General features: G+C 62.0%; 13 protein-coding genes. 9 read left to right on the forward strand and 4 right to left on the reverse strand.

The annotated features are described in order from the left end of the window. Positions 1-55 precede the first annotated feature (55 nt). On the forward strand, positions 56-1189 hold the full coding sequence (locus FFT87_RS04085) for a carbohydrate ABC transporter permease (RefSeq protein ID WP_219950089.1): 1134 nt from the start codon (positions 56-58) through the stop codon (positions 1187-1189). Next, on the forward strand, positions 1186-2154 hold the full coding sequence (locus FFT87_RS04090; RefSeq protein ID WP_219950090.1) for a carbohydrate ABC transporter permease: 969 nt from the start codon (positions 1186-1188) through the stop codon (positions 2152-2154). Before FFT87_RS04085 ends, FFT87_RS04090 begins: the two co-directional genes overlap by 4 nt. A 61-nt stretch (positions 2155-2215) precedes the next feature. On the opposite strand, the gene FFT87_RS04095 is transcribed toward FFT87_RS04090, so the two are convergent. Beyond that, positions 2216-3094, reverse strand: a complete 879-nt coding sequence (locus FFT87_RS04095; protein WP_219950091.1) for a DMT family transporter — start codon at positions 3092-3094, stop codon at positions 2216-2218. 62 nt (positions 3095-3156) lie between these two features. Between FFT87_RS04095 and recQ the strand changes: the two genes are divergently transcribed. Then, positions 3157-5229: a DNA helicase RecQ gene (gene recQ / locus FFT87_RS04100; protein WP_219950092.1), complete on the forward strand. Its 2073-nt coding sequence runs from the start codon at positions 3157-3159 to the stop codon at positions 5227-5229. Between the two features lie 9 nt (positions 5230-5238). Here the strand turns inward: recQ and FFT87_RS04105 are convergent, their stop codons facing one another. Further along, complete coding sequence (locus FFT87_RS04105) at positions 5239-5646, reverse strand: hypothetical protein (protein ID WP_219950093.1); 408 nt, start codon at positions 5644-5646, stop codon at positions 5239-5241. Then, on the reverse strand, positions 5643-6257 hold the full coding sequence (locus tag FFT87_RS04110; protein ID WP_219950094.1) for a nucleotidyltransferase family protein: 615 nt from the start codon (positions 6255-6257) through the stop codon (positions 5643-5645). Before FFT87_RS04110 ends, FFT87_RS04105 begins: the two co-directional genes overlap by 4 nt. Positions 6258-6520: 263 nt before the next feature. On the opposite strand from FFT87_RS04110, the gene FFT87_RS04115 reads away from it, so the two are divergent. The 6 genes from FFT87_RS04115 to FFT87_RS04140 all read left to right on the forward strand — a co-directional run bounded on the left by FFT87_RS04115 (position 6521) and on the right by FFT87_RS04140 (position 12141). Next, on the forward strand, positions 6521-7078 hold the full coding sequence (locus FFT87_RS04115; RefSeq protein ID WP_219950095.1) for a helix-turn-helix domain-containing protein: 558 nt from the start codon (positions 6521-6523) through the stop codon (positions 7076-7078). A 46-nt stretch (positions 7079-7124) separates the two neighbouring features. Beyond that, positions 7125-8078: a siderophore-interacting protein gene (locus FFT87_RS04120; protein WP_219950096.1), complete on the forward strand. Its 954-nt coding sequence runs from the start codon at positions 7125-7127 to the stop codon at positions 8076-8078. 20 nt (positions 8079-8098) lie between these two features. Next, positions 8099-9136 (forward strand): iron ABC transporter permease, encoded by a 1038-nt coding sequence (locus FFT87_RS04125; RefSeq protein WP_219950097.1) that lies wholly within the window; start codon positions 8099-8101, stop codon positions 9134-9136. Between the two features lie 20 nt (positions 9137-9156). Next, positions 9157-10182, forward strand: a complete 1026-nt coding sequence (locus FFT87_RS04130; protein WP_255560048.1) for an iron chelate uptake ABC transporter family permease subunit — start codon at positions 9157-9159, stop codon at positions 10180-10182. Between the two features lie 41 nt (positions 10183-10223). Next, positions 10224-11036: an ABC transporter ATP-binding protein gene (locus FFT87_RS04135; protein ID WP_370628578.1), complete on the forward strand. Its 813-nt coding sequence runs from the start codon at positions 10224-10226 to the stop codon at positions 11034-11036. A 94-nt stretch (positions 11037-11130) separates the two neighbouring features. Then, positions 11131-12141, forward strand: coding sequence for an iron-siderophore ABC transporter substrate-binding protein (locus FFT87_RS04140; RefSeq protein ID WP_219950099.1), 1011 nt, complete (start codon positions 11131-11133; stop codon positions 12139-12141). A 101-nt stretch (positions 12142-12242) separates the two neighbouring features. Here FFT87_RS04140 and trxA read toward each other — a convergent pair whose 3' ends face one another. After that, positions 12243-12644: a thioredoxin gene (gene trxA / locus FFT87_RS04145; RefSeq protein WP_219950100.1), complete on the reverse strand. Its 402-nt coding sequence runs from the start codon at positions 12642-12644 to the stop codon at positions 12243-12245. Positions 12645-12656: the final 12 nt, after the last annotated feature.

Genomic DNA, 12656 nt, shown 5'->3' on the forward strand with positions numbered 1-12656 from the left:
ATAGCAGCAATGCCAGTGAAGTGAAGAGTCCAGTGATGCACTCGAAAGGTCGCTAATGTCAGCTTTTCTCGCGTGGATTTCCACGCTTCCCGCGCTCGCTCAAATTCCGCTTGTGCTTTTAGCGTTCTTCGCGGTGATCGCCTTACTGATCTTCTTCATCGAGATCGCCCCGCGCAGTGGCCGCAAGTACACGATCATCCGCGCTGCGGCGTGTGTGCTCATTCCGGCGCTCATCTTCTGGGCGCTGGGTTCGGTGTACTGGGCAGCCGGTGCAGCAGCCGTTTTCGGTGGGCTCTTCTTCCTTCTCGACTACCGCTCTAAGCAGGGCGCTGGCTATCTCTTCCAGCTCGTCGGCTTCATGAGCCCGGCAATCTTTCTTCTTGCCATCGGCCTCATCTACCCGACGATCCAAACCACGATTCAAGCCTTCATGAATAGCCGCGGAACACGTTTCGTTGGCCTTGAAAACTTCATCTGGATCTTCACTCAAGACACCGGTATTCGCACCGTTCTCAACACCTTCGTCTGGGTACTGATTGTTCCGACGGTATCCACAATCTTCGGTCTCGCCTATGCCGTCTTCATCGACAAATCGCGCGGCGAGAAGATCTTCAAAGTGCTCGTTTTCATGCCGATGGCTATCTCCTTCGTCGGCGCGAGCATCATTTGGCGCTTCGTTTATGCCGTGCGCCCCGCAGATCAAGAGCAAATCGGTTTACTCAACCAGATTGTGGTCTGGATGGGAGGGCAACCGGTCGACTGGATCTCGAACTCGCCCTGGAACACGTTCTTCCTGATTGTTGTGCTGATCTGGATTCAGACCGGTTTCGCCATGGTGATTCTCTCCGCGGCGATCAAGGGCGTTCCCGCCGAGCAGCTTGAGGCTGCGGAGCTCGACGGAACCAACGCTTGGCAGCGCTTTACCAATGTCACCGTTCCGGGCATCCGCAGCGCCCTTGTCGTTGTGCTCACCACAATCTCGATTGCCTCCCTGAAGGTCTTCGATATTGTGCGCACCATGACCGCCGGCGCCAACGAAACCAGCGTCATTGCCAACGAGATGTACTCGCAGTGGCAAGGCTTTGAGGTCGGCAGGTCAGCCGCGTTCGCGGTCGTGCTGTTCGTGATGGTGCTGCCGATTGTTGTGTACAACGCGAGACAGATTGCTAAGCAGAGGGAGATCCGATGACCGCGACAGTGCCCGCGAAGCTTCCACTCGACAAGAAGACTAAGAAGCAACTGGCTCGGGGCGAAAAGCAGTCATCCGCCACGCGCACCAAAAAGCGCCTGACGAGCCGCGGCGCCACGATCGCCGCACTGGTAATCGCGGTGTTGTGGACGACCCCGACCTTCGGGCTCTTCGTCTCATCGCTTCGCCCGCCCGAAGAAATTCTTCGCAACGGCTGGTGGACGATCTTCCAAAACCCTGGCTTCACGCTCAACAACTACACCGAGGTGCTGGCGGCCGGAAACAGCACGCTCAACCTTGCTGGCGCCTTCATCAACTCGATCGCCATCACACTGCCGGCCACGATCTTCCCGCTGGTGATTGCGAGCCTCGCGGCATATGCGTTTGCGTGGATCAAATTCCCCGGCCGCAACTGGATCTTTATCGGCGTCTTTGCTCTGCAGATCGTTCCGCTGCAGATGGCACTCGTTCCGCTGCTAAGCCTGTTCTCTCGCGGGCTGTCGATCGGTGACATCGAAATCTTCTCGAGCCTCAACGCCTCCAACTCGTATTCGCAGGTCTGGATCGCGCACACGATCTTTGCTCTTCCGCTGGCCATTTTCTTGCTGCACAACTTCGTCTCCGAGATCCCTTCGGAGCTCATTGAAGCGGCGCGAGTAGATGGCGCTGGGCACGGCCAGGTCTTCTTCCGCATCGTGCTCCCGCTCACGATGCCAGCGATTGCCTCCTTCGCGATCTTCCAGTTTCTGTGGGTCTGGAACGACCTGCTCGTGGCGCTGGTGTTTGCCGATGGACGAGTCGCTCCGATGACGAAACTCCTGGCAGAGATCACCGGTAGCCGCGGCCAAGACTGGAACCTGCTCACCGCCGGCGCCTTCATCTCGATTCTCGTGCCGCTCATCGTGTTCTTTGCCCTGCAGCGTTACTTCGTTCGCGGACTGCTCGCCGGCTCGACGAAGGGGTAGGGCCCAGAGCTGCGGAGCCCGGCAGCGCGAAGGTGCGCGGGCTTCGCGCAGTGGGTGCGCGCTAGCCGCCGACCACGAGGAGGACGCTTGCGATGATGCCCAACGCAATGCCCAGATATTGCACCGGGGCGATTCGCTCACGCAACACAATTGCCGCGAGCAGCACAGTGCCAGCCGGGTAGAGCGCGGTCAGCACGGCAATGACCGAGAGGTCGCCGATGCGAACCCCCGTGATGATCGCCATATTGGCGATCACGTCGAGGGTGCCGCCGATCATGGCGAAGTACAGTCCGCGACGCCAAAGGGGCGAGCGGGCGGGGGCTGGCGCTCCGGCTCGTTTGCGCTTGGCCAATGCCGCCAGAACAAAGAACAGCGTGAACATGAGCAGTGCATTGACGACGCGGTTGCCGACAACGGGGATGATGCCGGAGTCGTCGGGGGCGGCATCCAGAATCACAAAGAACAGTCCGATCGCGCTGCCCGCACCAACCGCCATGAGCAGTGCCTTGGCACTCGGTCGCACGGCACCCTTTTCGGGAACGAATCCGACGAGCACCACAGCGATGAGCGCGATCGGGATCGCGACGAACCCAAACGCCCCGAGAGATTCTCCGCGCAGCAAGCCGACCGTCACGGGAACAATTGCCGACATGACGGCGGTCACGGGCGACAAGATGCTCATCGGCCCGATCGCGAGGCAGGCGTAGAGCAGGCCGATTGCGACCGCGCTATTGACGCCAGCGATCGCGCCGTAAAGAACAGCCTCGGTTGACCATACGTTCGAGACAAACGGGAAGATCAGCAGCAGCGCAGCGAGGCCAGCAACGGCACCGACGGCGGTCGCCAAAATGGGGCTAATTCGCTTGGCTGCGATTCCGCCAAAGAAGTCTGCGGCACCGAACGTGAGCGCGCTAGAAAGCCCGAGAAATACGGTGAACATGGTGCCTGTCGCTATGGGGACGAATCATGCCAATGGTAGTGGCTGCGCCTAGACTTCTCGGCATGGTGTCTGCCCAGTCTGTTCTTGAGTCCACGTTCGGTTACGACTCGTTCCGGGGGCAGCAGGGCGAAATCATCGACACCATCGTCGGCGGCGGAGATGCACTCGTGCTCATGCCTACTGGTGGCGGCAAGTCGCTGTGTTATCAAATTCCTGCGCTTGTTCGTGAGGGCACCGGTGTTGTTATTTCGCCGCTGATCGCCCTGATGCAAGATCAAGTGGATGCCCTGGCCGCCGTTGGCGCTCGTGCCGAGTTTCTCAACTCCACCCAGTCCGTCGACGAGCGCACTCGCGTCGAAAACGCGTACCGGGCTGGTGAGTTGGATCTGCTCTACCTCGCGCCCGAGCGCCTCCGCGTCTCCTCAACAGTCTCGCTCCTCAAACAGGGCCAGATCGGGCTCTTCGCCATCGATGAAGCGCACTGTGTTTCCCAGTGGGGCCACGACTTTCGGCCCGACTACCTGCAGTTGGATGTGTTGCATGACCTGTGGCCGAGCGTCCCGCGTATTGCGCTGACCGCGACCGCGACTGAGGCCACTCGCAAAGAGATCGCCCAGCGACTGAAGCTCGACGACGCTACTCAGTATGTTTCTAGTTTTGACCGGCCCAACATCCAGTACCGCATTGAATCGAAGGCGCAGCCGCTGCAGCAATTGCTGACGCTGCTGAACACCGAACACTCGGGCGACGCCGGAATCGTTTATTGCCTGTCGCGGGCCTCGGTCGAGAAGACGGCGCAGTTCTTGGTCGAGAACGGTATTCCCGCACTGCCGTATCACGCAGGTCTTGACTCTCGTGTGCGCGCCAGCAACCAGAGCCGCTTCTTGCGCGAAGAGGGCATGGTCATGGTCGCGACAATCGCGTTTGGCATGGGCATCGACAAGCCCGACGTGCGTTTCGTGGCTCACCTAGACCTGCCCAAGAGTGTCGAGGGCTATTACCAAGAGACGGGGCGTGCCGGCCGTGATGGGCTGCCCGCGACCGCGTGGCTCGCCTACGGCTTGCAGGATGTCATGCAGCAGCGCCGCATGATCGATCAGTCGGGTGGCGACCTAGCTCACCGTCGCAACCTGAGCGCGCACCTCGATGCGATGCTCGCGCTCTGCGAGACGGTTGAATGTCGTCGAGTGCAGTTGCTCGGTTACTTCGGCCAGGAATCGACGGCGTGCGGCAACTGCGACACCTGCTTGTCTCCGCCCGAGTCGTGGGATGGCACGGTTGCGGCCCAAAAGCTGATGTCCACCATTGTGCGGCTGGAGCGCGAGCGCAACCAGAAGTTTGGGGCTGGGCATCTGGTCGACATCCTCATCGGCAAGACCACCCCGCGCGTCACGCAGCAGCGTCACGACGATCTGGCCACCTTCGGAATTGGTTCGGATGTGTCGGAGCAAGACTGGCGTTCTGTCGTGCGGCAGTTGCTGGCGCAGTCGCTGCTGACGGTGCAAGGGGAGTACGGCACGCTCGCGATCACGCCCGAAAGTGCGTCGGTGTTGAGCGGTGGGCGCACGGTGAAGTTACGCAAGGAAGCGCCGCGCAAGGCACGCGGTTCTGGCGCTGGCGGCGGTGCGGCGAAGCGCAAGGTCATGACCGACCTGCCTGAGTCGGCCACTGACCTGTTCGAGAACCTGCGCACGTGGCGTTCGGGGATTGCGCGCGATAACGGCGTGCCCGCCTACGTGGTGTTCGCGGATGCCACCCTGCGCGGCATTGCCGTCACCAAGCCCGAGTCATTGGCTGAGCTTTCGGAAATCAGCGGTGTCGGCGAGAAGAAGCTCGAGACCTATGGTGCCGCGGTGCTTGCGGTCGTTGCGGGGAGGGCTGTCGAAGCGACAAGCGTTACTGCGACGGATGCCGCGGCTCCCGCGTTTGCGGCACCTGCGGCTGCGTCGGCGAAGGTCGCACCCGCGCGCCAGACGCGGCCTGCCGCTTCCCGAGCTGCTTCGTCACGACCCGCTGCTTCGCGGGCTACCGCTCGTCCTTCGACAGCCCCGGCAGCGTCGGTTCCCGGCGACGAGAACGACATCCCGTTTTACTCGGACGACGACGCTCCGTACGACGGCCCACCCGAGTTTTAGGTTGCGCTATTAGCGAGTAAGGGCGGATTCCATCTCCTCAACAAGCCTGCTCGCGTACCTGAGTAGTTCGCTTGCCTTCGTCCCCGTGATGTGGCTGGTTCCATACGAGGTGAGAGTTTTAGTCTCTAGCAGTCGACCGAGGTCTCTCGCGGCTGTTTTCTTGTCAGGCAGCGCTTGGGCGAGGATGGCGACGGCCTGTTTGTGATCTTGCCCATTGGGGCGGTAGCCGAGCTTCGCGCCGCAGATCGCGTCCGCGGCGGCAATGCCAGCGTTAACAGCGTTGAGCCCGGTTGTGTTGTTGGATGCCATCGGGCCCCGCGGTTCGAATCGAAGCTGTGCGGTGAGAAGGGAGTCTCGGGCGTGCTCTGCGCGCGCTCGCACTTCCCCCGCCGTCATCTGGCTAATTCTTGCGCTCACTGTGCCTTTCGTATCTCCAGATTCGGCGCACCGAAGATAACCATTCCGTCTGTGTTCCAGCTCGCAATCATGGGGTCGCGATCTTCGCGTTGTTTCTCTAACGCTGATGTTGTCAGGTCGTAAATCTGGGCGTCGTTCCCGGTCCACAACTGCACGTTGTTCCGGAGTTCGGTGACGAAGGTATCCCGATCATCAAGGCTTACGACGTCAGAAAAGATCACTAACAAATCGACATCGCTAGTCGCAGTCGAATCACCTCGTGCAACGGACCCATAGAGAGCGACGGCTGTAGCTTTCGGAGCACTCGAGCTTGCCAAGGTCCGGATCCTCTGAATCAATTCCGTTCGGGCATTCATCGCAATTTCTATTGCTGGCCACAAGATGTGCAACCGGTTCGCGGAATACAGGGTGGCGTGAGGCGTGGGAACTGAAGAAACAAGTCCAATATCGACGAGGCGGAGCAGTGACAATCTAATGTTCGCCGGGGTGCCGGTCCCGGCGAGGCGCGCGATCTGGCGGCCGCTGAGCGCTGAGCCGGCGCGGGCGACGACGCGCAGCGCAACCGCATCCAAGTTGTTGAGTAGCGATGCCATCGGTGCTGACAAGTCCATGAGGTAGCTTCCTCCACTAAAAGTTCCGACCTGAGCGGGCCCGTACTATTGTGCCCAATCTTGTACTGTAAAACAATACAGTTGCATCGTTACGCAATACAAGTGAGTCCCGTTGCTGGCCGATCCTTGTGCACGCGCGTCAGGGCGTCGCCTAGGCGTGGGTCCGCTAAGGCACGGCTGGCGGGCGGATGGCGTGCCAGTGGCGCGAGACTGGCGGGAGAGTGGCGTAGCCAGCATCCATTAGGTCGTGGAGTATTGGTCACATGAACGAAACACGCATAGTCGCCCTCCGCCGAGAGCGCGGCTGGACCCAGGAAAAACTCGCCGACGAGTGTGGCGTTGGGACTCGAACCATCCAGCGGCTTGAGGCGGGAAGTGACGCGAGCCTCGAAACCCTGTCGCTCGTCGCGGACGCATTAGGGGTTCCTGTTCGAGATCTCTTCGCGACGATTGAGAGCGATGAGCTCAACGGCCGCGTTGACTCGTTCGAATCACGAGTGAGCGACCAGCAGGCCGCCCGCGATAGGTTCCGTGGGGGATGGCTGTTCCTCTTCGTCGGCGTTGGCGTGGTGGTCACGCTACTGGGCGCAACGGGTGGTCAGCTTGGCTCGGTGATCATCCCGGCCTATTGGGCTGGTGGGCTGCTCATTCTTATTGCACTCCAGCGGCTCTATCTGGATCCACACTTAGACGCTAAGTTTCCGCTCTCTCGAAGCAAGCGCGATCGTCGGCTCCAGAAGCGTCGCGAAGCCAAGCTGAGCGCTGGCCCGCAGCGTGCGGCAGAATCATCAACTAGCTCGCAACGGGGCGGGAATACCTAGAAAAACGCCCCTTCTGGGATGAGGTTAGGTATGCCATACTTAGGCAATGCTTACCTTAGAGCGCGAGATCGCGAAGGACGCCCGCCCGGGCTATCGACCGTTCGCTGCTCGCGTGGAAAGCATCCGCGAACTCTCGCCTCACTTCCAGCGCGTCACCTTCACGGGCGCTGAGTTCGAAACCTTCGGCACTGACGGTTTCGACCAGCGAATCAAGATCGTTTTTCCTCTGCCGGGCATCGGCCTGAGCGACATCGGCGCGAACGATCCGAAGACCATTGCTAATGGCACTTGGTATGCCCGCTGGCGTGCGTTGCCTGATGAGGCCCGCAACCCGTTCCGCACCTACACGATTCGCGCCGTGCGACCCGAGCTCCGCGAGCTCGACGTCGACATGGTTTTTCATGGCGCCAATGGTCCGGCAGGGCAGTGGCTCGCGAACGCAACAGTCGGCGACGAAGTCATCATCGTCGGGCCAGACGCCGCAAGCATCCAATCCGGCATCGGCATTGACTGGCACCCCGGCCCCGCCCGCACTGTGCTTCTTGCCGGTGACGAGACATCCGCGCCCGCCATCTGCAGCATCCTCGAACGCCTTGACCCCAGCGTTCAGGCTCACGCCTTTATTGAGATTCCGGATGCCGCAGACCAGCCGCCCCTCAACCTCACGAGCAATTGCCACGTCACGTGGCTCCCGCGCGGAACGCAGCCCGCAGGCTCAGCGCTCGACCCCGCCGTTCGGGCGTGGACGCTGGCCAATGCGTCACTCGTGTTGCCCGCACTCGCGCCGGCCGCGCAACCACTTGGCGATATCGACGTGGATACCGATCTCCTTTGGGATTCGCCGGGCGAAGCATCCGGAACACACTTCTACGCTTGGCTCGCTGCCGAGGCCGGCGTGATCAAGCTGCTGCGCCGTTTTCTCGTGAGCGAGACCGGCGTCGACCGCAAGCAGGTTGCGTTCATGGGGTACTGGCGTCTCGGCAAGTCCGAAGCACAGTAACCCCACCGCCACACCCGCCCATGACCCAGACCGCCCCAGCTTCGCGCGCACGACTGAGCCTCCGCACCCAGCGCTGGATCGCTCTCGGCTCAGCCCTCGGTTTGCTCGCAATTGTGCTCGTGTTGAGTCTCGCGCTCGGTGCGCGCGGTGTGGAATTTTCGCAAATCTGGCAAGCGCTCTTCGACCCCGAGGAGGGCAACAACGACCAGCTCGTTATTCGGGAACTGCGGTTGCCGCGCACTATCGTCGGCCTGCTTGCGGGCCTCTCGCTCGGCGTGGCTGGTACCGTCATGCAGGGTGTCACGCGCAACCCGCTTGCCGATCCAGGGCTCCTCGGCGTCAACGCCGGTGCCTCGCTCGCTGTCGTCTTCGCGATCAGCGTGCTCTCGATCACGAACCCCACCGGCTACATCTGGTTCGCCTTCGCCGGAGCGGCTGCGGCCGCCAGTATCGTCTATGCGATTGGCTCCCTGGGCCGCGAGGGTGCCACCCCGGTCAAACTCGTACTCGCGGGAACCGCCGTCACCGCTGGCATCACCTCGGTGATCTCGCTCGTACTCATTTCTGACACCGACACCCTCAATACCTTCCGGTTCTGGTCGGTCGGGTCCCTCGCCAGCCGCGACCTCGAAGCGGTGCGGCTCACCATTTCCTTCGTGATCGGCGGCCTCATCCTTGCCGCAATTTCGGGGCGGATGCTCAACCTCGTCGCCCTCGGAGATGACCTCGCTCGCGGCCTCGGTCAGCGGGTTTATGTTGCTCGTGCGGTCGCTGCCGGAGCCGTCGTTCTACTCTGCGGATCTGCCACCGCGCTCGCCGGCCCCATCGTCTTCGTCGGTCTCGTCGTGCCTCATATCGTGCGTCCATTTACGGGCCCCGACTATCGCTGGATCATCGTCGTCTCCGCGATCGTGGGCCCGAGCCTGCTATTGATCGCCGACATCGTTGGCCGTCTTATCGTCGCGCCGTCTGAACTCGAGGCGGGCCTCGTCGTCGCCGTCATTGGCGCCCCGGTAATGATTGCTCTCGTGCGCCGAGTGAAGTTGGCCGGACTGTGAGCGCCGTGCGGGGCACAACCGTGAGCACCAGCCGAGCCTCCCGAAGCCCGTCGTCGGCCCGTACTTTGCGCATCATCATCGGGCTCGTCGTCGTCGCTGTGGCTCTCGCCCTCGTCAGTATTGCCGTGGGGGCATATACGCTCACGCTGCCCGATCTGCTCGCGACACTCTTCGGTGGCGGCACCTCCTCTGACCGGTTCATCGTCGTCAAGTTGCGGCTGCCGCGCGTTGTTCTCGGGGTGCTCGTCGCCGTCGCGTTCGGCCTCGCCGGCGCCCTCTTCCAAAGCCTGTTGCGCAACGCGCTTGCGAGCCCCGACATCATCGGCATCAGCGGTGGTGCCAGTGTCGCGGCCGTGCTCAGTTTGCTCGTCTTTGGAGCGACCGGCCTCGCCGTCTCGATGTCTGCTCTCGTCGGTGCCCTTGCCGTCGCGTTCACGATCTACCTGCTGTCGTGGCGCTCCGGCATGAACGGTATGCGCTTCGTGCTGATCGGTGTCGGTATAGCCTTCATGGCGCAAGCTGTGCTCGGTTATCTCATCACTCGCGGCGATGTGCGAGACGCGCAGCAAGCCCTAGTCTGGATGGTCGGTGGGCTTGGCGGTGCCAGTTGGGGCGACATCCTCATCATGGCCGTCAGTCTTGCCGTGTTGCTTCCCGCCGTGGCGGTGTTGGCATCGAAGTTGCGGATGCTTCAGCTCGGCGATGATCTCGCCGCTGGCCTCGGCGTCTCGGTGCAGCGTTCCCGGCTCGCCCTCATCGTGGTCGCCGTGGCCCTCGTGGCCATCGCAACGGCACTCGTGGGCCCGATCGCGTTTGTGGCATTCGTCTCCGCCCCGATCGCCCGGCGCCTGATCGGCGGGGGAGGGCTCGCTCTCGTGCCTAGCGCGCTTGTCGCGATCGTGCTCGTGCTCGGTGCGGACTTTATCGCCCAACATCTCCTGACCACCGGAACCCAAGTGCCCACGGGAATTGTCACCGGCATAGTGGGCGCCCCCTACCTGCTGTGGCTCATCTCCACCACCAACCGCGAAGGACGTGCATCGTGAACCAGACTGACGCGCCCCGAACCCCAGCCCCCCGAGGCCCCGTGCCCCAGGCGACCTCGCCCCAGAGGAAAGCGCACGACCTGCGCGCCGACAACGTGACTCTCAACTACGGCGGTCGCGATATTGTCTCGAACTTGAGTGTCGCGATTCCCGACGGCAAGGTGACCGTGATTGTTGGCGCAAATGCCTGTGGCAAGTCGACACTGCTGCGCGGACTGTCACGATTGCTGCGACCAGCCTCAGGTCACGTGATGCTCGATGGGCGCGACATCCACGCAATGCCATCGAAAGAGGTTGCGCAGGTTGTGGGCATCCTGCCGCAGTCCCCGATTGCGCCTGAGGGCATCACGGTTCGCGACCTCGTGGCTCGCGGGCGCTACCCACATCAGGGCTGGTTCCAACACTGGACAGCAGCGGATGAGGCGGCGGTCGAGCAGGCGCTGACCGCAACCGATACGGCCCAGTTGGCATCGCGGCGCATTGAGGAGCTCTCGGGCGGGCAGCGCCAGCGAGTATGGATTGCGATGGCGTTGAGCCAGGATCCCGACATTCTGCTTCTCGACGAGCCAACCACGTTCTTGGATGTGCGCCACCAGCTGGACGCGCTAGACGTACTCGCTGATCTCAACCGCGAGCGGGGAACCACCATCGTGATGGTGCTGCACGAACTCAACCTAGCCGCTCGCTATGCCGACCACATGATCCTCATGGGCGAGGGCCAGATCATCGCCGAGGGCACTCCCGTCGAGGTCGTTACGGCCGAACGGATGCGTGAAGCCTTCGGTCTTGAGGCTCAGATCATCGCCGACCCGGTGGCGCATTCGCCGATGGTCATTCCCCTCGGTCGACGCTAGCCGCTTGCGCAATTCAGTAAGGTAAGCCTATCCTTACTGTGTGCCGGAAACGGCTGCACGAGTGTTTTCATTTCGCGTTCTGTCTAGGAGATCAATGTCACGCCGTCCCCGCCTTGCCGCCTTCGCTGCGACCACCGCTGCCCTCATCGCGCTCAGTGGTTGCGCCGCCTCGACGCCCGACGGCGACACCGAAGCACCCGCAGCATCCGACGCTTTCCCGGTCACGATCGAGCACGCCTTTGGCGAGACCGTCATTGAGAGCGAGCCGCAGCGTGTGCTCACTCTGGGTTGGGGCAGCGGCGACGCCGTGCTCGCGCTCGGCGTGGTGCCCGTCGGTATGGAAGCGCAAAACTATGGTGGCGACGACAATGGCGTTCTGCCGTGGGCTGCGGATGCTCTCGCCGAGCTCGGTGGCGATGCTCCCGTCATCTTCCCCGCGACTACGGACGCTCCCGCCTATGAGCAGATCGCCGAAGCCGCCCCTGATCTGATCCTCGCGACGTACTCGGGAATCACTGAAGAGCAGTACGACCTCCTCAGCGAGATCGCGCCCGTCGTGGCCTACCCCGACCTTCCGTGGAGCACCCCGTGGCGTGACGTGATCAGCATCACGGGCACCGCACTGGGCAAGACTGCTGCCGCGGATGACGTACTCACCGACATCGACGCTCTCGTCGCCGAGAAGGCGGCAGAGCATCCTGAGTTCGAAGGCAAGACCGTTGCTGCGACCTTCGACGTCGGCGGAACCTTTTACGTCTACAAGCCCGCTGACCCGCGGGTCGAATTCTTGCTCGACCTCGGGCTCGAGAACGCCCCCGCCGTCGACGCCCTCTCCAATGGTGACTCCACGTTCTTCTACACCCTGAGCTACGAGAAGCTCGATGAACTCGACAGCGATCTGCTGATCGCCTATGCCGAGACGCAAGAAGTAGGCGACACGTTCGCCGCGCAGCCTTATGCCCAAAGCATTCCGGCTGTAGCCAACGGCGGGCTCGTTGCCGTCAACGGTGCCTCACTTGTCGCTTCCGTCTCGCCTCCCACGGCACTCTCGCTGCCCTGGGGCATCGACAGTTTCGTGGAGGCGATTGCTGGGGCGCTGAAGTAACCGCAACAGACTGCGATGCGCGTGACGCCACGCGAAACAGAAAAGGCCCCGCTGACGAATACGTCAGCGGGGCCTTTGCGGTTTGCAGTGTTATTTACTGATTAGTGGGAGTGCTCAGTCGGCGTTTCGCCGGCTTCAGCCGCGGCCTGCTGCTCAGCAACCTGCTTGTGAACCTCAGCCATGTCGAGGTTCTTGACGCCCTCGATAACCTGCTCAAGGGCAGGGGCGGGGAGTGCGCCGGGCTGGGAGAACACGAGCACGCCGTCACGGAATGCCATGAGCGTGGGGATAGACGTGATTCCTGCAGCACCAGCAAGTTCTTGCTGTGCCTCGGTGTCTACCTTGCCGAACGTGATGTCGGTGTGGGTTTCGCTTGCGGTTTCAAAGATGGGCCCGAACTGCTTACAGGGGCCGCACCATTCAGCCCAAAAGTCTACGAGCGTGATTCCTTCTTTAGTGACCGTCTGGCCAAAGTCTTCTGAGGTGAGAGTGATAGTCGACATAGTTACATCCTT

Origin of the sequence: Salinibacterium sp. M195 (assembly GCF_019443965.1) — a bacterium.
Classification (GTDB): domain Bacteria; phylum Actinomycetota; class Actinomycetes; order Actinomycetales; family Microbacteriaceae; genus Rhodoglobus.